This is a genomic window from Nocardiopsis sp. YSL2, from assembly GCF_030555055.1.
Classification (GTDB): Bacteria; Actinomycetota; Actinomycetes; order Streptosporangiales; family Streptosporangiaceae; genus Nocardiopsis.
Genome location: NZ_JAMOAO010000001.1, coordinates 3545505 through 3566858 on the forward strand (window position 1 = coordinate 3545505; position 21354 = coordinate 3566858).

Annotated in this window: 10 protein-coding genes; 7 read left to right on the forward strand and 3 right to left on the reverse strand. The window is 71.2% G+C overall.

Annotated features, from left to right (window positions below):
- Positions 1-18 precede the first annotated feature (18 nt).
- The 4 genes from M1P99_RS15920 (at position 19) to M1P99_RS15935 (ending at position 13976) form a co-directional block, all read left to right on the forward strand.
- Positions 19-2205: a PrsW family intramembrane metalloprotease gene (locus M1P99_RS15920; RefSeq protein WP_304453412.1), complete on the forward strand. Its 2187-nt coding sequence runs from the start codon at positions 19-21 to the stop codon at positions 2203-2205.
- A 997-nt stretch (positions 2206-3202) separates the two neighbouring features.
- The gene (locus M1P99_RS15925) at positions 3203-6778 is read left to right on the forward strand and encodes a LamG domain-containing protein (RefSeq protein ID WP_304453413.1); all 3576 of its coding nucleotides are present in this window, start codon (positions 3203-3205) and stop codon (positions 6776-6778) included.
- Positions 6779-6783: 5 nt separating this feature from the next.
- Entirely contained in the window at positions 6784-13719 is a 6936-nt protein-coding gene (locus M1P99_RS15930; RefSeq protein WP_304453414.1) for an RHS repeat-associated core domain-containing protein, read from the forward strand.
- On the forward strand, positions 13707-13976 hold the full coding sequence (locus M1P99_RS15935) for a hypothetical protein (RefSeq protein WP_304453415.1): 270 nt from the start codon (positions 13707-13709) through the stop codon (positions 13974-13976). The genes M1P99_RS15930 and M1P99_RS15935 overlap by 13 nt, the downstream gene beginning before the upstream one ends.
- Before the next feature lie 460 nt (positions 13977-14436).
- On the opposite strand, the gene M1P99_RS15940 is transcribed toward M1P99_RS15935, so the two are convergent.
- Both M1P99_RS15940 and M1P99_RS15945 read right to left on the reverse strand, forming a co-directional pair.
- Positions 14437-14718: a type II toxin-antitoxin system Phd/YefM family antitoxin gene (locus tag M1P99_RS15940; RefSeq protein ID WP_304453416.1), complete on the reverse strand. Its 282-nt coding sequence runs from the start codon at positions 14716-14718 to the stop codon at positions 14437-14439.
- A 42-nt stretch (positions 14719-14760) separates the two neighbouring features.
- Positions 14761-17082: a molybdopterin-dependent oxidoreductase gene (locus M1P99_RS15945; RefSeq protein ID WP_304453417.1), complete on the reverse strand. Its 2322-nt coding sequence runs from the start codon at positions 17080-17082 to the stop codon at positions 14761-14763.
- Positions 17083-17219: 137 nt separating this feature from the next.
- Here M1P99_RS15945 and M1P99_RS15950 point away from each other — a divergent pair, with 137 nt between their 5' ends.
- The 3 genes from M1P99_RS15950 to M1P99_RS15960 all read left to right on the forward strand — a co-directional run bounded on the left by M1P99_RS15950 (position 17220) and on the right by M1P99_RS15960 (position 20515).
- On the forward strand, positions 17220-18179 hold the full coding sequence (locus M1P99_RS15950; RefSeq protein WP_304453418.1) for a CoA ester lyase: 960 nt from the start codon (positions 17220-17222) through the stop codon (positions 18177-18179).
- 94 nt (positions 18180-18273) lie between these two features.
- The gene (locus M1P99_RS15955) at positions 18274-18972 is read left to right on the forward strand and encodes a response regulator transcription factor (protein WP_304453419.1); all 699 of its coding nucleotides are present in this window, start codon (positions 18274-18276) and stop codon (positions 18970-18972) included.
- Position 18973: 1 nt separating this feature from the next.
- Positions 18974-20515 (forward strand): HAMP domain-containing sensor histidine kinase, encoded by a 1542-nt coding sequence (locus M1P99_RS15960; RefSeq protein ID WP_304453420.1) that lies wholly within the window; start codon positions 18974-18976, stop codon positions 20513-20515.
- Between the two features lie 56 nt (positions 20516-20571).
- On the opposite strand, the gene M1P99_RS15965 is transcribed toward M1P99_RS15960, so the two are convergent.
- Positions 20572-21264: a haloacid dehalogenase type II gene (locus tag M1P99_RS15965; protein WP_304453421.1), complete on the reverse strand. Its 693-nt coding sequence runs from the start codon at positions 21262-21264 to the stop codon at positions 20572-20574.
- Positions 21265-21354: the final 90 nt, after the last annotated feature.

The window sequence follows — 21354 nt, forward strand, 5'->3', positions numbered from 1 at the left end:
GACGGCACGAGGGATTCCATGGAAGAACAGGCCATGCTCGCGCGGGACCTCGTCCTGCGCGTCTGCGCCGGTGCGACCGAGCTCGACCCCCAGTGGATCCGGGCCGGCGGCAAGGTCACCACCCCCTTCCTCGTGCCCCGCGACCGCAACCTCGTCCGCGCGATCATCGCGGCGGGACGGTCGATGGGGGTGGACCGCCTCCTGGTCTGCCGGACCCGACCCGAGTTCTCCTACGAACCCGTCACCGAGGTCCCCCTCGACACCGGCACCCTGGTCGACCTCATCCGCGGATGGGGACCCACACCCACCGACTTCCTCGTCTGCGTCGAGGACTTCTCCGCGGCGGTCCTGGTCAACGCCGACGAACTCACCGTGGCGGCCGGCCCGCCCGACTTCGTCCGCGAACTCGTCGGCGCCGACATCCCCCAGGCCCGCGCCCACTTCGCGGCCCGGGCACGCGCGGAGGGCGGCGCGGCCCTCACCCGCGCGGCGCAGCTCTACCACTGCGTCGAGCACGGAGCCCGTCACGCGCGCACTCCGCGAGGTCCCGGACCGGACCTCGCCGAACGCCTGGCCCGCACCGCCGAGCGCGCCCGCGAGCGCTCCCCGCGGGCCGTGCGCGTCGTGCGGGTCCTCCGCGGCTCCTGGGGGTGGCTCATGCTCGTCGCCCTGCTCGCCGTGCCCCTGGCCGAACCCGCGCTGGGGGCCGTCCTGCCCACGATGGCCCTCACCTACCTGCTGCTCTTCCAGCTCGCCTGGCTCTCGCGCTCGCGCACCGTCTCCTTCGCGACCCTGCTGCGGGTGGTCGCGCTCGGCGCTGTTCTGCTCTGGCCGATCGCGCTCGCCGAGTCCGCCCTCGTGCGCTTCCTGGGCGCCGACCCCTACGGCGTCCTCGCCTACACCTACGTCGCGGTGCCCGTGGAGGAACTCGGCAAGCTCGCGCCCCTGCTGCTCCTGCCGCTCCTCGCCCGGCGCCGGGCGCGCCGCATGGCCGCCACCGACTTCCTGCTGGTGGCGGCGGCCTCCGGGGCCGGGTTCCAGCTCGCGGAACGCCTGCTGACCGAGGTGTCGCTCATGGAGGGCGGCCACACCGGCGGAAGCGGCCTCCTGCTGCCCGGCGGATCGGTCGTGCACGCCCCGGACGGCGGCGTGCTCGCCGCCTTCTCCGGGCACGCCCTGACGACCGGACTGGTCGGCGCGGCCTTCGGCCTGGCGATCGTCGGCCGCCGCTACGGCGCCTGGCTCTGGCTGCTGCCCCCGCTCGCACTGACCACGGCCGTCCTGGAGCACCTCAACCTCAACGCGGTGTTCGCCGGGGCGAGCCTGCACTGGGCCACCGACGCGGTCTTCGCCGTCCTCGGCGGCGGCGTCCTCACGCCGTGGCTGCTGCTCCTGCTCCTGCTGTGCGCGGTCGCCATGGACTACCGGATGATCGGCACCGCCGCCGAGAGCACACCGCCGCTGCCCGGGCAGCCGCCCCTGGCCCGCCTGCGCCGCTGGGCGTGGGGCCGCTCGATCGCGATGCGTGTGCGGGTGCCCGCCGACATCGCGCCGCTGTTCCGCCGGATCGCGCTGTCGTGGATCGACCTCCCGGTCACCCTGGCGACCACGCTGTCCTCGATCGCGCACGAGCTGGCCGCCGCCACGATCGCGGCCCGCCGCGGACCGGGCGTCCTGTGCGACACCTGGCGCTTCGTGCGGCACCGGAGGGCCAGCGCCATGGGCGAGGCCCGGTCCGAGGGACGGCCCTGGCGCCCCTACCCGGCCCAGGACGCCCTGACCCGCGACGCGCGGGCGCTGGCGATCCGCCTGGGCCTGGCCGCGACCGGGGGGATCACCGCGGCCGCGGCCGCCGCGCTCATGCTGGCCGCCCTCCCGGCCGCGGCGGTCCCGCTTCCGGTCACCGGCGTCGGCGCCGACACCCCGGCCTACGCCCTGGTGGCCGTGGCCCGCCTCCAGGACTGGCTGGGCGGTCAGGGCACCGCCGTGTGGGCGGCGGTGGCGCTGGTGGCGGTGCTGAGCCTGCTGACGACCGGCAACGCGGTGCCGTACGCCCACCCGAGGATGCGCGAGTTCCTGCGCGCGCCCACCGCCAACACGGGCGCGATCCTGGGCATGCTCGCCCCCGGGCAGGTCGGCTACGCGCTGCCGGGCCTGATCGGCCTGGCCCTTCCGCGCCGCGTGGACCGCCTCCTGGTCCGCTGACCGTCAGGCCCGGTACGCGTCCCGACGGTGGCGGATCGAGTGGATCTCGATCACGTCCTGGTCCGGGCGGATCCGGTGCGTGGCCAGGAGAGCGATTCCGCCGGTCGGACCGCCCGCACACCACGGTCCGGCGCGGGTGATCCGTTGAGAACCCGCAGGAGGCCGACACGTCCGCTTCCGGCGGGGTTCACGGTTGCAACGAGCTCGTGAGCACCGTTGCCGCCGTGGGCGGCCGGATCGGGAACAGCTCTGAGAGCTGTTGCTCCCCTTCCGCTCATGGTCGCCTTTCGGCAAGAAAAAGGAGATCCCGCGTTCGGCGCGGGATCGGCATTACGTTTCCATATAGTCCGTGGCCGGTCGGCTGGGCGGCCGGTGCGGAGCATGGCCGCGCGGCGGTGTCATCGGCGACGCCGACAGGTGTCCTCATGTTCACACTGCTCATAGTGCTGTCAGCGGGTTCGGAGAGTGCCGTACCCCCACACCGGGTGCACAGGCCGGATCGGGCCGGTCGGATCCTTCTCCGCTCCTCTGAGGCGGTCTGTAGGAGCAGAGAAACCATTCGCGTTATATGTCTGTTTTCCTGGATTCGTAGCGTCACCGCCGCTTCGCATCGTGTGCCCCACCCGCTAGGACATCCCCCACATGGCCTTCCGAGCCGCAGCCCTCCGGCGTGCGACCACACCGCCTTCCGGCACGGTCATCCGCGCGATTCCCGCCCCGCCTCCGACCGCCTACGCCGACATCCCGTCCGCGGGCACTGACAGCATCGGCGACAGCCATCCCACCGCGCCCGCCACCCCCGTCGCTCCGGGCGGTTCCGCTGCCGTGCACAGCATGTCCCGGCACGAAACGAATGGCGACGGCGAGCGCGACCGGCACACCCCCGACCGGGGCAGGGCGGCGTCTCCGGCAACGGCCGCGTCCGGGGCGTCGCAGTGAGCTGACCCCACCTTTTCACCGGCCCCACAGCATCCCTCTGTCCCCGGAAGGATCCTCCGTGCCCTCACACGGTGTCCCCGAGTCGTCGAGCACCCGCTTCCCCGCCGCGGTCCGCCGAACCGCCGCGGCCCTGTCCGCCACCGCCCTCCTCACCGCCCTGTCCGTGGCGCTGCCCGTCACCGGGACCCCCGGGGACGTCGCCCTGGCCGATGGGGAGGCCGCCGCGGCCACCGAAGCGGAGGCGGTCGAGCTCGCCGCCGAACTCGACGAGCCGGTGGAGGTCACCGGGAAGCGCGAGGAGCGCCGCACCGTCTACGCCGAACCGGATGGCAGCTTCACCGCCCGGGAGTACGCCAACCCGGTCCGCGTCCTGAAAGGCGGGGAGTGGGTCGAACCGGACGCCACCCTGGTCCGCCACGACGACGGAAGCATCACGCCCGAAGCCGCCACCATCGGACTCTCCCTCTCCCCGGGCGGGGACGTGCCGTTGGCGGTCCTGACCCGCGCGGGTCAGGAGATGTCCCTGGAGTGGCCCGAGCCCCTCCCCGAACCCGAACTGAACGGCAACGAGGCCCTCTACCCCTCGGTGGCCGAGGATGTCGACCTCGTCGTCCGCGCGGAGGTGGACGGCTTCTCCCACGTGCTCGTGGTTCACACACCCGAGGCCGCGCGGAGCCCCGAGCTGTCCGAGCTGCGACTGGGCACCGGGGTGGACGGAGTCGAGCTCACCCAGGACGGCGAGGGCCTCACCGCCGTCGACAGCGGAGCCGGCGGCGCGGTGTTCGAGGCCGCCGAGCCCCTCATGTGGGACTCGGGCCGAGGCGAGGAAGGCGGGGAGGCGGCCGTACCCCGGAGCCGCTCCGCCGAGGAGCCGCCCAGGGGTGCCGACGTCGAGGGAGCACACCCGCAGGACGGCCCCCTGGAGTCCTCCCGGGTCTCCTCCGTCGACGTCGAGATCGACGGCGACGACCTGGTCCTGCGTCCTGAGCCGGAGATGATCGCAGACGAGGAGACCTCCTACCCCCTCTACATCGACCCGGTGTGGAAGACCGCCACCCGCACGGCCTGGGCGATGGTCTCCTCCGGCTATCCGGGGACCTCCTACTGGAAGTTCTCCGGCGAGGACAACGAGGGCGCGGGCCGATGCCCGCAGCTGGCCGGCGACCCGTACTACTGCAACAACTCGGGGACCAAGCGGCTCCTGTACCGCATCCCCACCGGCGCCTACGCCGACAAGCAGATCCTGTCCGCCGAGCTCGCGGTCACCCTGCGGCACACCTATGACTCCGGGTCCCACCCCGTGAAGGCGTACCGGACCGGAATGTTCACCACGTCCACGAACTGGAACAGCCAGCCCTCGTGGGTGCGGCACCAGGACACCAAGAGCCCCTCCAATCCCGCGAGTTCCTGCACACCGACCAACCAGAACGTACGCTTCGACGTCTCCGACGCGGTCTCCAGCGCCTCGTCCGGCGGCTGGTCGACGACCTCCTTCGGGCTCCGCGCGGGTGACGAGTCCACCTACACCCAGTGGAAGCGCTTCTGCGACAACGCCCATCTGGAGGTGCACTACAACACGGTCCCCGACACTCCGGACCAAGCCTGGATGGGGATGTCCCCGGGCGGCGGCTGCGTCTACGGCTCCGACCGCCCCTACGTCGACGAGCCGCCGCGCCTGTCGGCGTACCTGTCCGACGGCGACGAGTTCAGTAGCGCCACGGAGAAGCTCAAAGCCCAGTTCCGGGTGTTCTGGACCGACGAGGACGGTGTGGAACAGGAGCACACGTACACCACCTCGGAGAAGGCGGCGGGCTCCTTCTTCCACTACCAGGTCCCCGACGACATCCCCGAGAACACCGTCATCGCCTGGATCGTGCGGGCCTCCGACGGGCATGCCTGGGGCCCCTGGAGCTGGGCCGGATCCCAGACCCGGTGCCAGTTCGTCTACGACTCCGCGGCCCCGGAGGCACCGGAGATCTCCTCCGACGACTTCCCCGCCGACGACTCCTGGCACGACGGCGTGGGGGTCTACGGCGACTTCACCATCTCCTCGCCCTCCGACGACATCGTCGAGTACCGCTACGGCATCAACGAGGACCCCTCTCCCGACAACACGCTGACCCCTGACACCGACGGCACGGCGACCCTCACCACCAGCCCGTGGTTCGAGGGTCCGCACAGCCTCTACGTCGAGGCCGTGGACCGGGCGGGCAAGACCAGTGTCCGCGCCGGCCACCTGTTCCTGGTCGACGGCGGCAGGCCCGCGGTCGGGCAGTGGTCCATGAACGACGACACGGGATCCGACGGGGCCGCCGACGCCTCCGGTGGAGGCCATACCGCACTCGCCGGTGACGGAGCCACCTTCGGAGTGCAGGGACCGGGCGAAGACCCGAGCCGTGCCGTCGCCCTCGACGGATCGGACGGGGCCTACCTCGCACCCTCCGCGCATCTGGTGGACACCACCGGCCTGTACTCGGCCGCGGCCTGGGTCCGCCTGGACGACCTGGACCGGGACCAGGTGGTCGTGTCCCAGGACGGTAACGAGGGTCCCGGCTTCACCCTCGGCTACGACGCCTCCGACCGGGCCTGGCGTCTGGCTTTCCCGGAGGCCGACGCGACCGCCGCCGGGGAGACGGCGGTCTCCGCGGACACGGCGGTGATGGAAGGGGAATGGGTCCATGTCGCCTTCGCCTACGACGGCCACGCGAACACCGCCCGCCTCTTCGTCAACGGGATCCAGGAAGGAGACGTCGAGCGCGGCACCACGTGGCACGCGCCCGGTGACGTGCAGATCGGCCGCGCGCTCGCCGGCGGCGGCGTCTTCGACCGCCACTTGGACGGCGCCCTGGCCGACGTACGCGTCTTCGACCGGCTCGTCCACGGATACGAGTTCGACCGGCTCCGGATGCTGCCGGTCGACCGCCGGGGCTACTGGCCCTTCAACGACGTCGCCGACGACGGCACCAGCCCCGACGCCGACGGCTTGAGCCCGATGGCCCTGAACGGCGACGCGAGCATCTACACCGCCGACCCCCTGCAGGGCGACAGCGCTCTGATGGGGCCCGGCCACTTGCGGCTCGACGGTGACGCAGACTCCGCGGGCGCCCTGGTGGACGAGCACCTGGGCGGCAGCTTCACGGTCAGCGCACGGAGCCGCCTGGCCGCGGCCGAACCCGGGGAGACGATGACGGTGCTCTCCCAGAACGCCTACTCCTCCCTCGTCGACATCCGCTACAACGCCGACAGCGGTCGCTGGGAGGCCGTCCTCTCGAACTGGGACGAGGGCGGCGCCGACACCACTGTGCTCGAGGCCACCGATGTCTCCCCGAGTTCGGAGCAGCGAGGCGACCACCTCGCGCTGGTCTTCGACTCCTTCACCCAGGAAGTCCGGTTCTACGTCAACGGCACGCGCGCCTCGACCCGGGCCTTCCACCCGCTGTGGCCGACCCCGGAGGCCCTGGACGAGGACGAGTACGCGCCGTGGCCGTTGCTGAACGTCGGACGGGCCAAGGACGGCAACGACTGGGATCAGCACTTCTCCGGTGCCGTCGACGACGTCCGCGTCTATTCCGGAGCCGCCGACGACGCCCTGATCTCCGCACTCAACCGGACCACCGAGAACCCGGAGCTGTGACCGGTATGTCCCCCACGCCCGACACCAAAGAGCCCCGAGGCGACGTCCGTGACGGCAGGGACGGACGCCTACGCCGTGCCCTTCTCGCCGCGGGTGCGGCGGCCACGGCCGTGGCCGTGGCCGCCACCCTCATCGAGGTGCTTCCGGACCTGCCCGACTGGTTCACCGACGACTCGGTTCCCGAGAGCCAGGGCATGCCCGACACGGTCACCGGTACCACCGGCGAGGTCGAGCCCCGAGAGCTGAGCGAGGAACTGGCCGAAGCGTCCAGTGGTGACCCTGACGCCTCATGGCCGACGGACGCCGCAGAGACCGTGCCCGTGTCCGATGCGGCCGATCCGGAGGCCATGACGTCGGTGGGCGGTCTGCCCGTCCAGGCGGTTTCCGCCGAGGGCGGTGGCAGCGCCGAGGTGGAGGTCCTGGACCTCGGCGCCGCCCGCGAGGCCGGTGTCGACGGCCTGCTGCTGCGGGTGGAGGCCGCCGAAGAGCTCGAACTGCACGTCGACCCCTCCGACTTCGCCGATGCCTACGGCGGCTCCTACGGCGAGCGGCTGACGCTCGTCCAACTGCCCGACTGCTTCGTCTCCGACCCGCAGGATCCGGAGTGTCGCACCCCTGTGGAGAGCGAGCCCGTGACGGGAGCCTCCGGCACCGTGGCCGCCCTGTTCGACCCCGAACAGGGCACCCCGGCCCCCGCAGACGAGGCCCGTGCCCCCGCTGCGCCCGGCACCGCGGCTCCGCCTGCCTCCGCGCCCGCGGAACCGGGTACCGTCTCCACCGGCGTCTTCGCCCTGACGGCCTCGGCCTCCTCCTCCGGCGGCGACTACTCGGCCACCCCGCTCGAGCCCTCCTCCGAGTGGAGCGTGTCCGCCTCCTCGGGCGTCTTCTCCTGGTCCTACCCCCTGGAACCGGTGCCGGTGCCCTCGAGTCTCATGCCGCACCTGGCCCTGGACTACTCCTCGCAGACCGTGGACGGACGCACCAGTGCCACCAACAACCAGGGCTCCTGGATCGGCGAGGGCTTCTCCTACGAACCCGGCTACATCGAGCGCTCCTACAAGGCCTGCGCCGACGACGGCCACGAGTACAAGGGCGACCAGTGCTGGGGCACGGACAACGCCACCCTCATGCTCAACGGCGCATCGGGGAGCCTGGTCAAGGACGACGACACCGGCGAGTGGCACCTGGAATCCGACGACGGATCCAAGGTGGAGCACCTCACCGGCGCCGAGAACGGCGACGACGACGGTGAGTACTGGCGGGTCACCACGACCGACGGCACCCGCTACTACTTCGGCCGCCACCGCCTGCCCGGCTGGAGCAGCGGCGACGAGACCACCGACTCGACCTGGACCGTGCCCGTCTTCGGGGACGACGACGGCGAGCCCTGCCACGACGACTCCTTCGCCGACTCCTGGTGCCAGCAGGGCTGGCGCTGGAACCTCGACTACGTCGAGGATCCGCGCGGCAACGTGATGACCTACTTCTACGGCAAGGAGACCAACCACTACGCCCTGGACGCCGACACCGGCACCGACGGCACCCCCTACACCCGGGGCGGCTACCTCAAGCGGGTCGACTACGGCCAGCGCGAGGGAGAGGTCTACGACGGGGACGCCCCCGCGCGCGTGGTCTTCGACACCACCGAGCGCTGCCTGCCCGACGACGACTTCGACTGCGCCCCGGAGGAACTGGACGAGGACACCGCAGAGCACTGGCCGGACGTGCCCTACGACCGGTTCTGCGAGCAGGGCACCGAGTGCGGCTTCTCGCAGAGCGCACCCTCGTTCTGGACGCGCAAGCGCCTGGAGGAGATCCGCACCCAGTACAGCACCGGTGACGGCTACGAGACGGTGGACTCCTGGAAGCTGGACCACCTGTTCACCGACAACGGTGACGGCTCACGCACCCTGTGGCTGTCAGAGATCACCCGCACCGGCCACGACGGTGACGAGACCGAGAGCCTGCCCCCGGTCCAGTTGGACGGCATCCAGTTGCCCAACCGGGTCGACGGCCCCGACGACAACATCCAGCCGTTGGTGCGCTTCCGCCTCGCCGCCGTCTACACCGAGACCGGCGGGCAGATCGACGTCAACTACTCCGGCGGCGACTGCGACCCCGGCGACCTGCCCGAGGAGGGCGAGCAGACCGGTCGCTGCTATCCGGTCAAGTGGAGTCCGCCCGGTGAAGAGGAGCCCATCACCGACTGGTTCCACAAGTACGTGGTCGAGGAGGTCATCGAGTCCGACCGCACCGGCGGCTCACCGGACCAGGTGACCCGGTACGAGTACGTCGGCGACGCCGGATGGCGCCACGACGAGCCCAACGGCATCACCGACGAGAAGTACCAGACCTGGGGCCAGTGGCGCGGCTACGAGACCGTTCGGGTGCGCACCGGCGACGGCCAGGACATGCCCACCCGCACCGACTACACCTTCCTGCGCGGCCTGCACGGCGGTGAGGAGCCCGGCGGCGGGACCGCATCGGTGAAGGTCACCGACTCCACCGGCGGCGAGTACACCGACCACGACGAACTCGCCGGGCATCAACTGGAGGAGGTCGTCTACGACGGCGACGAGATCGTTGCGAAGTCGGTCTCCGAACCCTGGCGGCACGTGAGCGCGACCCGCACCGAGGACTGGGGCACCTCCAGGGCCGCCTTCACCAACACCGGTGTGGAGCGCGGGTTCACCGCGCTGGCCGACGGCGGATGGCGCGAGACGAAGACCACCACCACGTTCGACACCGACACCGGGCGCTCCGAACGGGTCGAGGACCTCGGCGACGTCTCGACCGACGGCGACGACATGTGCACGCGCACCACCTACGCCGACAACGAGGGCGCGCACGTCTACGTCCACATCGCCCGGGTGGAGAGCGTGTCCGTGGCCTGCTCGGAGGAGGCCGGTCCCGGGGACCTGGTCTCCGACGTGCGCCGTCACTACGACGGCGGGGGCTACGGAGACGAACCCGTCAAGGGCGACGTCACCCTCACCGAGGAGTTCGACGGCCGCGACGGCGACGGCGCTCCGGTCTACACGACCGTCAGGGAGGCCGCCTACGACGAGTACGGTCAGCAGGTCGAGGTCACCGACGCCGAGGGCCAGGTCAACGAGACCGTCGAGTACTCCTACGACAACGGCCTGATCACCGGGTTCACCGTCACCAACGCACTCGGTCACACGGTGGAGAACCACGTCGACCCCGCGCGCGGCATCGTCCACGCCGAGATCGACGCCAACGACCGGCGCACCGACACCGCCTACGACCCCCTGGGACGCCTCACCGAGGTCTGGCTGCCCGACCGGCCCAAGAGCAACGACATGACCCCGAACATGAAGTTCGGGTACAGCATCACCGAGAACGCCCCCGCGGCCGTCTCCACCAGCACCATCCTCAACGACGGCTCCTACGAGACCTCCTACGAGATCTACGACGGGTTCCTGCGGCCCCGCCAGACCCAGGCACCCGGTCCGGACGGTGGCCGACTGGTCTCCGACACCTTCCACAACGGCATCGGCCGGGTCGCCAAGACCAACGACACCTACTACGCATCGGACGAGCCCAGCGGTGACCTGCTGGAGGTCCGCAACGGCGACGTCCAGGGCCAGACCGTCTACATCTACGACGGCGCCGAGCGGCTCACCGACACCGTCCAGCGGGTGTCCGGGGACGAGGTGTGGCGCACCAGTGCCGTCCACGACGGCGACCGCGTCCACGTCACACCACCCGAGGGCGGGGTGCCCACCACGGTCGTCACCGACGCCCGCGGCCGGAAGGTGGAGCAGCGCCAGTACACCGGGGGCACCCCCGAGGGCGACCACGTCTCGACGAGCTACACCTACACGCCCCGCGGCGAGATCGCCACGATGACCACCCCCTCCGGGGACGAGTGGAGCTACGAGTACGACCACCGCGGCCGCCAGGTGGCCGTGACCGACCCCGACACCGGGACCACCACCAGCGTCTACGACGACCTCGACCAACTGGTGTCCACCACCGACGCCAGCGGAGCCACGGTCTCCTACGTCTACGACGAACTCGGGCGGCGCGTGGAGAGCTGGGAGGGGGAGCCCGGGTCGGGCACCAAGCTCACCAGCCACGAGTACGACACCGTCCTCAAGGGCCAGCTGTTCATCCAGACCCGGCACACTCCCGAAGGCGACTTCCGCATCGGGATCGTGGGCCAGGACCGGCTCGACCGGCCCACCAACATCCTCTACAGGATCCCCGAGTCCCAGGGAGAGCTCGCCGGGGACTACGAGTTCTCCATCAGCTACAACATCGACGGCACCGTCCAGGGCATGGGCCTGCCCGCCGCCGGCGGACTGCCCGCCGAGTCGACCACGATCGGCTACGACGACATCGGGCGGCCCACCAGCCTGTCCGGCGACGGCTCCTATGTCACCCGCACCGAGTACAACCAGCTCGGCCAGGTGCTCCAGACCGAACTCGCCGCCGGATCGGGCCCCAAGGCGTGGATCACCAACGAATACGAGAAGGGCACCCAACGCCTGCTCGGCACCCGCGTCGACCGGCAGGGCGGCGAGGCGCCGCTGATGGACACCGGCTACACCTACGACGACGCCGGAAACGTCCGTGCCATCACCGACGCCCCCGAGGGCGGCGCCACCGAGACCCAGTGCTTCACCTACGATCCGCTGTTGCAGCTCACCGAGGCCTGGACGCTGCCGCACGAGGACACGGACGCCTGTGCCGAGGAACCCGCGGCCGCTTCGGTGGGCGGGCCCGCCGCCTACTGGCACTCCTACACCTACGACGACGCCGGCAACCGGGTCAGCGAGACCCTGCACGACACCACCGGGTCCGGCGACGACGCGGTGCGCGACTACACCTACCCGGACGCCGGGCAGGGCCAGCCCAACACCGTCCGGGAGGTCGTCGAACAGACCCCGCAGGGCGACACCCTCTCCTCCTTCGACTACGACGACGCGGGCAACACCGTGGTCCGCGAGCAGGCGGGTGAACGGCAGGAACTGGAGTGGACCGCCGAGGGCAGGCTCGACACGGTCACCAACGACGTGGGCGAGACCGCCTACACCTACACCGCCGACGGTGAACGCCTCGTCCGCTCCACCCCCTACGAGGAGGTCCTGTACCTGCCGGGTATGGAGGTGCGGGCGGACCGGTTCACCGGCGAGGTGAAGGCCACCCGCTACTACGAGCACGCCGGCCAGACCGTGGCGGTGCGCACCCCCGACAGCCTGGACCTGCTGGCCGCCGACCACCAGGGCACCGGCCAGGTGTCCATGAACGCCGACTCCGAGCAGTCGGTGCGCCGCTATCTGACGCCCTTCGGGGAGGACCGCGGCGGTGACGGTTGGGCCTGGCCCGACGACAAGGGCTTCCTCGGCAAGACGGTGGACACCTCCACCGGCCTGACCCTGGTCGGTGCACGTGAGTACGACCCGGCCCTGGGGCGGTTCCTCTCGGCGGATCCGATCGCGGATTCCTCTGACCCGTTGCAGCTCAACGGCTACGCCTACGCCAACAACAGTCCGCTGACCTACTCCGATCCGACGGGGCTGTGGCTCAGCAGTGCGTGGAACAGCGTCAAATCCGGGGCCAGCAAGGTCGGTAGCGCGGTCAAGTCCGGCTACAACTCGGCCAAGAACTGGGCGAGTGAGAACAAGAGCACCATCGTCTCGGTCGGTGCGGGCATCGCGGTCGGTGCCGGCTGTACGGCGTTGACCGCCGGTGCGGGCGCGATCGGGTGCGCGGCTCTGGGCGGTGCGGTCAGCGGGCTGGTCCAGTACGGGATGGACACTCCGCGCAACGACTGGTCCTTCACGGGCGCGGCCACCTCGACGGTGGTGGGCGGTGCGCTGGGTGCGGCCGGCGGTGCGATCGGTGGCCGTATCGCGGGCGCTGTGGGCAGCCGTGTGTCGTCCTGGGTGGGCGGTGCCGGTTCCAGCGGCGTGCGGTCGGGTGCGGCCAGTACGGTGCGCTCGGCCGTCAAGCCGCGGACGCCGCAGCCGCCGCCTCCGCCGAAGCCGCCCCGTCCGACGCCGACGGCGTCCACTCCTCGGCCGGCGCCGACCTTGTCGGCGCCCACCAATGCGGGGCGCGGTTCGTGTAACAGTTTCGTGCCCGGTACGGGTGTGGTGATGGCCGACGGGTCGACGAAGGCGATCGAGGCCGTCGAGGTCGGCGAGAAGGTGCTGGCCACCGACCCCGAGACCGGCGAGCAGGGTGCGCGGACGGTGGTGGCGACCATCGACGGTGAGGGTGCCAGAACCCTGGTCCAGATCCGGGTGGATGCGACCACCGAGCAGGAGGCTCCGCCGGAGGGTGAGTCGGCGGGTGCGGAGAGTGCGTCGGAGGTACCGGGCCCGGTGGCGGTCGGGGATGTGGTGACGGCGACCGAGGGGCATCCGTTCTGGGTTCCGGAGCTGGACGCCTGGGTGGATGCGATCGATCTGGCGCCGGGGATGTGGTTGCAGACCTCGTCCGGCACCTGGGTGCAGGTCTCGGCGGTCGAGGTGGACACCCAACCCGCCACGGTGCACAACCTGACGGTGGAGGGCCTGCACACCTACCATGTGGTGGCAGGAGACCTGGATCTCCTCAACCACAACTGCGGGGGGTCCATCGATCCGAAGTTGGTGAGATTTTCGCAGGATTCGGTGAGTCCTCGCTTTGGTAGCGGGGAAACGATCGAGCAGACTGCTGCGGCATTGAGATCTGGTTACCTCAAGCCGAGCGAATTGCCTACTGTGCGTCTGACCGCCAGAAACGGCGATCTCTACACCCTTGACAACAGGAGGCTTGTGGCTTTCCAGAAGTCTGGTGTTCCGATGCCTTTCCGGATGGCCACGCCGCAAGAAGCTGCCAGCGAAGCATGGAAGTTCACAACTCAGAACAGGGGTAGATCTATCCTGGTCAGGTATTTTGACAATCCTACCGAGTGGATGCCATGAAGTGGCCGGATGAGTCTTTGAACGAGGTCAGAAGCAGGGAAGATCTTGCTCGTTTCCTGATTGAACTTTCCGGGAAGATGGAAAGAGGTGAAATACCTGTAGAAAATTTGACTGCAGAAGGACTTGTCGATGCTGCTGGGCGTTGGACATGCTCTATGGATGGGTTCTTTGAAAACATCATCCAAGAGCCTGTTCCCGAAAATCCTGACTGGTCGATGGTTGCGGCGATTTTTCGGGCTGCGCTCATATACGAGTGACCCTCTGCGAGTCGGGGGTGTCAAATAATCTACCCTGAACATTTTCCATTCTGAGGATGTAGGTCCCAGACCCCGTACCGGCCTGGTCGGCGGGTGCGCAGAGTGCGTCGGAGGCTCCGGCTCCGGGTCCGGTGGCAATCGGGGATGTGTTGACGGCGACCGAGGGGCATCCGTTCTGGGTTCCGGAGCTGGATGCCTGGGTGGATGCGGTTGATCTGGCGCCGGGGATGTGGTTGCAGACCTCGTCCGGTACGTGGGTGCAGGTCTCCGCGGTCGAGGTGGACACGCAACCCGCCACGGTGCACAACCTGACAGTCTGCGCAGGGTTCGGCGAGCGGCTTGTCCACACGCCAGGGGTTTTCCTTCAGCGGTCCGTTGACGAACTCGTACGCCGCGGAGGCGACCGCTTCGGGGAGGTCCTCGGTCAGGACAGGACGTGCGGGCGCCTTGTAGACGATCCTCATGCGGCGGGGTCCTTGCCGAGTCGCGCGTTCATCAGCTCGGCCATCTCCTCCTCGCTCGTGAACTCCTCGGATTCGGCGGAGTCGGTGAGGTCCGCACGCGTCTCCGGGGCATCGAGGATGCTCAATGTCTCCATCGAGGACTCGTACTGGTCCACGGACATCATCACGACGGCGGGACGGCCGTTCTTGGTGAACGTGTAGTTGGCGTGCTCGCGCTGGGCACGGTCGGCGAGTTCGGCGATTCTGGCCTTGGCCTCAGTGATCGGAATGGTCTCCATGATGACCACTATCGCGACCGGTTCGAATTCTGGCCATAGCGGCTAGCCGACGTCGACGCCCCTCGGGGGGTCGAAGGCGCGCACCGGCGGGACCGGGCCGGTGCACGGCTCCACGCGGACCCGCGTCAACTGGCCCGTGCACGCCTGGCTCAGGGACGACGTGCCCGTGTCCTCGGTCAGCGCGTTCGGGTTGCCGTGCGCGCAGGTCACTCCCGGCGCGGTCGGGTCGTACCAGGCGCCCGTCGACAGCTGCACCACGCCCGGCCGCACGGACTCGCTCAGCACCAGGCCCGCCAGGCACGATCCGCGCGGGCCGACCACCCGTACCACCGTGCCGTCGGCCAGGCCCCCGGCCCGGGCGTCCGCCGGGTGCATCCGCAGCGGCGCCCGCCCCTGGACCTTCTGCGACATGCTGTGCGCCCCCATGTCCTGCTGGCTGTGCAGCCGTCCGCTCGGCTGGTTCGCGACCAGCGTGAACGGCCGCTCGCCGTCGCCACCGCCCCCACCGGTCACCGTCGGACCGGGCAGCCACACCGGGTGCCCCGGGCAGTCCCCGTACCCGAAGGAGCGAATAGTCTCCGAGAACAGCTCGATCCGCCCGCTCGGGGTGCGCAGCGCGCTGCCCTCGGGGTCGGCCCGGAACTCGCCCAGGAACGCCTCGTCCTCGACCCGGCCCGGGATCTCCACCCGGCCCAGCGACCAGAACTCGTCGAAGGCGGGCACTTCCAGCCCCCGCCGCGCGACCAGCGACCGCCAGCGCTCGTAGACCACACGCATCCACTGGGCGCTGGTGCGGCCCTCGGTGAACTCCTCGCGCAGCCCCAGCCGCTCGGCCAGGTCGGCGTAGGTGTCGTACTCGTCCCGCGCCTGCCCGTGCGGCGGTACCGCGCGCGGCATCGCCCGCACGGTCAGGTCGCCCTGGCTCGCGGTGAGGTCGTCGCGCTCCAGCACGGTCGTGGCCGGGATGACGATGTCGGCGTGGCGCGCCGTCGCGGTCCAGTGCGTCTCGTGCACCACCACCGTGTCCGGCCGCCCGAACGCCTCGGTCAGCCGCGCCAGGTCCTGATGGTGGTGGAAGGGGTTGCCGCCCGCCCAGTACACGAGGCGCGCGTGCGGGTAGCGGCGCTCCTCGCCGTCGAATTCGTAGCGCTCGCCCGGGTGCAGCAGCATGTCCGCGATCCGCGCCACCGGGATGAACGAGTCAACCGGGTTGTTGCCCTGCGGCATGCGCGGCAGCCCCAGCGGGGTCGCCCCGCCGCCGTAGTTGCCCATGGACCCGTACCCCGACGCGAAACCGCCGCCCGGCAGACCCACCTGCCCCAGGCAGCACGCCAGTGCCAGCCCGGCCCACAGCGGCTGCTCGCCGTAGCGGGCCCGCTGGACCGACCAGCCCACGTTCACCAGCGTGCGCCGACCGGCCATCCGCCGGGCCAGCGCCCGGAGGTCACCGGCCGGGACGCCGCTCACGGACTCGGCCCACTCCGGGTCGCGCGCCGGCCCCGACCCGTCCTCGCCCAGCACGTAGGAGCGCACGGTCGCCGCGCCCACCGTGTACCGGTCCAGGAAATCGGTGTCGGCCAGCCCCTCGGTGAACAGCACGTGCATCAGGGCCAGCATCACCGCGGTGTCCGTCCCCGGCTCGATGGACACCCAGTCGGCCTTGACGTTGTCGGGTGTGTCGTCGCGCAGCGGGGACACGGACACGAACTCCACCCCGGACTCCGCGGCCTCGCGCATGGCCGGGCCCGCGGTCTGCACGGCCCGCCCACCGGAGGAGGTCCACGTGTTCGACACCCGCAGGCCGCCGAAGGTCACCAACAGATCGGTGTGCTCGCGGATCGCCGTCCACGCCGGAGCCCGGTGCAGCAGCCGGTTGGCCGCCGGGGTCCCCAGGATCCGCGGCATCAGCACCTCCACCGCGCCGTGGCTGTAGGTCGTCCGGGACCGCGTGTAGCCGCCGATGGTGTTGAGGAACCGGTGCAGCTGGCTCTGCGCGTGGTGGATCCGGCCCGCGCTGCCCCAGCCGTAGGAGCCGCCGTAGATCGCCGCGTTGCCGTGCCGCGAGCGCACCCGGTCCAACTCACGGGCGAGCAGGTCCAGCACGGTGTCCCACCCGACCTCGACGTACTCGTCCTCCGGGTCGCCCCGGCGCGGATCCGGGCCGGGACCGTGCTCCAGCCAGCGGCGCCGCACCGCCGGGCGCGCCACGCGCGAGGGGTCGTGCTGGGCGTCCGGCGTGTTGGCGATGATGGGGGAGGGCGCGGGGTCGTCGGGGTCGGGGAGCGCACCCACCACGCGCCCGTCCTCCACGACCACCTGGTAACCGCCCCAGTGGGCGCTGGTCGGATACACCGCGCGCGACATGCCGTTCTCCCGTCTCCCCGTTTCCCCACGCGGAAGCGCCCAGGCGCTCCCCTCCGGGCCCGGACCACACTCTACGCACCAGACGGTGCCAAAATGGGGCACGCGATCGGCAGTCGAGCGGAACGGGCGGTAGGACGATGGGCGAACTCAGGTCACGGCGGTCGGTGCTGGCGGTGCCGGCGTCCAACCCCCGGTTCGTCGAGAAGGCCCGCGGCCTGGACACCGACGCCTTCTTCCTCGACCTGGAGGACGCCTGCGCACCGCTGGAGAAGGCCGACGCCCGCGAGACCGTCGTGCGGGCGCTGCGCGAGGGCGGCTGGGACGGCCGCGTGCGCACCGTCCGCGTCAACGACGTCACCACCGAGTGGGCCTACCGCGACGTCATCACGGTCGTGGAGGGCGCCGGGGCCGAACTCGACGCCCTCGTGCTCCCCAAGGTGACCTCCGCGCGCGACGTCCACTGGCTGGACGCCCTGCTCACGCAGATCGAGCGCGCCACGGGGCTGGAGGTGGGCCGCATCGGCATCGAGGCGCAGATCGAGGACGCCCGCGGCCTGACCGAGGTCGACGCGATCGCCGCCGCCTCGCCCCGGCTGGAGTCGCTGGTCTACGGGCCCGCCGACTTCATGGCCTCGCTGAACATGAAGAGCCTGGTCGTGGGCGAGCAGCCGCCCGGCTACGACACGGGGGACGCCTACCACTACGTCCTGATGCGCATCCTCACCGCCGCCAGGGCCCACGGGCTCCAGGCGATCGACGGTCCCTACCTGCAGATCCGCGACGTCGACGCCTTCCGCCGCTCCGCCGCCCGCACCGCCGCCCTGGGCTTCGACGGCAAGTGGGTCCTGCACCCGCTCCAGGTCGAGGCCGCCAACGAGGTGTTCGCGCCCTCCCAGGAGGACTACGACAAGGCCGAGCTGATCCTCGACGCCTACGCGCACGCCACGACCGTCGACCGCCGCGGCGCCGTCATGCTCGGTTCGGAGATGCTGGACGAGGCCTCGCGCAAGATGGCGCTGGTCGTGGCGGGCAAGGGCCGCGCGGCCGGACTGAAGCGCACCAGTGAGTTCGACCCGGACCACGGCGCCGGAGCCTGACCCGCTGCCGGACGCCCGACCCCCGCCCGGGGCTGCGACGACACGGCCACCGGGCTCTTACCGGGCTCTCACCCCGGTGATGCAGCATGTGGGCATGGAAGCCACCTCCACCTCCACGGTGTTGATCGCCGACGACGACCGGGCGATCCGGGAGTCACTGGAACGCGCCCTCCAACTGGAGGGCTACACCGTGCGCACGGCCGCCGACGGTGTCCAGGCCCTGGCCGCCGTGCACGCCGACCCCGTCGACCTGCTGATCCTCGACGTGATGATGCCCGGCGTCGACGGCCTGGGCGTGGCCCGCGTCCTGCGCGCGGAGAACGACCGCACCCCCATCCTCATGCTCACCGCCCGTGTGGAGACCCCCGACCGGGTGGCCGGACTCGACGCCGGTGCCGACGACTACCTCGCCAAACCCTTCGAGCTGGAGGAACTCCTGGCCCGGCTGCGCGCACTCCTGCGCCGGTCCGCCCACGTGACGGAGGAGGGCGTCGAGGAGGGCCCGCTGCGGGTCGGCGAACTGCGCCTGGACCCGGCGGCCCGCCGGGTGTGGCGCGGCCAACGGGAGATCGACCTGTCCAAGACCGAGTTCGACCTCCTGGAACTGCTGGTGCGCAACCACGGCATCGTCCTGGACCACGCCACCATCTACGACCGCATCTGGGGCTACGACTTCGGTCCCGAGTCCAAGAACCTCGCCGTCTACATCAGCTACCTGCGCCGCAAGCTCGAGGACGGCGGGCCACCGCTGATCCAGACCGTGCGCGGTGTCGGGTACACACTCCGGGGATGAGTTGACCACCGTGCGCGACTCCGCCGCAGACTCCGTGCCGCACCGGTTCCGTTCGCTGTTCACACCCAGCGGCTGGCGCCTGGGCACGCGCTTCGCGGTGCTCTTCGCCGTCGTCGTGGGCGTCACCGTCGCCCTCGTCGGGACCCTCGCCTACTCGACCGCCGCCACGCTCATCCGGAGCGACGCCAGGGACGAGTTCGAGCGCAGCGTCTCCTCGCTCTCCGAGGAGCTGGTCAGCCTGCACGACGACGAATCGGGCACCTCCGCGGGCAGCGTGATGTTCCTGGCGGGCAAGCACGTCCAGGTCCAGTTCATGCGGCCCGACGGCGCCCGCACGCAGCCCATCGCCGACCCCGGCGGGGCCGTGGACCTGGAACCCGACGCCCGGGATCTCGAGGTCGCCGCCTACGACGAGCCCGGAGTGGTGGAGGCGCGGGAGAAGGAGGTCGGGGGGCAGACCTACCGGGTGGCCACGGTGTCGGTGGGCGACGGCGTGGGCGCCTTCCTGGTCGTGCAGCGCCTGTCTCCCACGGAGAGCACCATCGACCGCCTGGCCACCCAGATCCTGTGGGTGGGGCTGTTCGTCGCCATCGCCGCGGCGTCGGCCGGATGGCTGGTCGGCCACCGCGTCACCGGACGCCTGGCCCGGCTCACCGACGCCGCCGAGTACGTCAGCTCCACCGGTCGCCTGGATCCCGCCACCGTCGATCGCAACGGCGAGCACGGCTCCCGGGACCCGCTCGGGACCGAGGAGGTCGGCCGGGACGAGGTCGGGCGGCTCGGTACGGCCTTCACCGCCATGCTCGCGCGGTTGACCCAGTCCCAGGACGAGCAGCGCCGCCTCGTCCAGGACGCCGCGCACGAACTGCGCACCCCGCTCACCAGCCTGTACACGAACGTGCAGGTGCTGGGACGGGTGGACCGCCTCACCCCGGAGGCACGCGAACGCCTCATCGACGACCTGCGGGGCGAGGCGCGCGAGCTCACCGCGCTGGTGAACGAGCTCGTCGGCCTGGCCACGGGCGACCACGAGACCGAGACCCCGACCACGGTCCGCCTGCGCGACGTCGCGGAGTCGGTCGCCGCCCGGGTCCGGCGCCGAACCGGGCGCGAGATCGTCGTGGACGCCGACGACAGCACGGTGTGGGGCCGCCCCAAGGCCCTGGAGCGGGCCGTGGTCAACCCGGTGGAGAACTCGGCGAAGTTCGACTCCGAGGGCACCGAGCCCATCGAGATCCGGATCCGCTCCGGGGCCGTGGAGGTCAGCGACCGCGGGCCCGGGATCGATCCCGCCGAGCTCGGCCACGTCTTCGACCGCTTCTACCGGGCCACCGTCGCCCGCGGTCTGCCGGGCTCGGGGCTCGGCCTGTCGATGGTCCGCGACATCGCCCAGGCACACGGCGGACGGGTCTTCGCCCACAACAGGGTCGGGGGCGGAGTCGTCATCGGGTTCGAGCTCCCGCTGGCTCCGCCCCCCGGTGCCCCGCCGGCCGGCACTCCGGCGCCCGGCGCCCCGACGCCGCCCGGGGGCGCGGACGGGTAGGTGCGGCCGGACCCGGATCCCATCCCTGGAGCCGGTCACGTCCCGGACCGGGGACGTCAGCCCGCTCCGAGGAGCGTGGCCAGGTGGTCCAAGCTCGCCGCTGTGAGGTCGAAGGCGTCGGCGGCCCGGGGCGGATCGCCGACGGGGCGCTCGACATAGGCGGTCCGCATGCCCACGGCCTGCGCGCCCCGCAGGTCCCAGGCGTGGGTCGCGACCATGAGCAGGCGGTCCGGTGCGCGGCCAGTGGCGGCGATCGCCAGCCGGTAGACCTCGGGGTCGGGCTTGTAGCCGCGCACGTCCTCGGCCGAGCACACCAGGTGCCAGCGCAGGCCGGCGTGCGCGTTGACCCGGGTCAGCGCCGCGCGGCTGGCGTTCGACAGGCCGACCACCGGCAGGAGCGAGGCCAGCCGGGCCAGGGCCGGGACCGAGTCCGGCCACGGGTCCAGCCGCTGCCCGGCGCCCGCCAGGGACCGGACGGCGTCCTCGTCGTCGACACCGGCCTCGGCCGCCACACGGGCGGCCGCCTCCAGGTCGACCAGTGTGCTGTCGGCGTAGGGCCGGCGGCCCCCGTTGATCTCCCGCTGCTGCTCCTCGACGTGCCCGTACCACGTTCGGACGAGCGCCTCCGTCCCGTCGTCGTCGAGGTCCGGGAGCAGCGAGCGGATGCCGCGCCGGATCCCGCCCGGCTCGTCGACCATGGTTCCGAGGATGTCGAAGACGATCACGTCGAAGTCGGGGTGTGCGTTCACGGGAGCACTCCTGGTGCCTCGGCCCGCGCCGCCCGGTCCGTCCGCGGACCCGGGAGCCCGGGTGGTGGGGAACCCGTGCCGGGCTCGACG

Bases quoted from the DNA above. Each gene is read 5' to 3' on its own strand.
- M1P99_RS15920 (WP_304453412.1), top strand. From the start codon at position 19: ATGGAAGAACAGGCCATGCTCGCGCGGGACCTCGTCCTGCGCGTCTGC.
- M1P99_RS15930 (WP_304453414.1), top strand. From the start codon at position 6,784: ATGTCCCCCACGCCCGACACCAAAGAGCCCCGAGGCGACGTCCGTGAC.
- M1P99_RS15940 (WP_304453416.1), bottom strand. From the start codon at position 14,718: ATGGAGACCATTCCGATCACTGAGGCCAAGGCCAGAATCGCCGAACTC.
- M1P99_RS15945 (WP_304453417.1), bottom strand. From the start codon at position 17,082: ATGTCGCGCGCGGTGTATCCGACCAGCGCCCACTGGGGCGGTTACCAG.
- M1P99_RS15950 (WP_304453418.1), top strand. From the start codon at position 17,220: ATGGGCGAACTCAGGTCACGGCGGTCGGTGCTGGCGGTGCCGGCGTCC.
- M1P99_RS15955 (WP_304453419.1), top strand. From the start codon at position 18,274: ATGGAAGCCACCTCCACCTCCACGGTGTTGATCGCCGACGACGACCGG.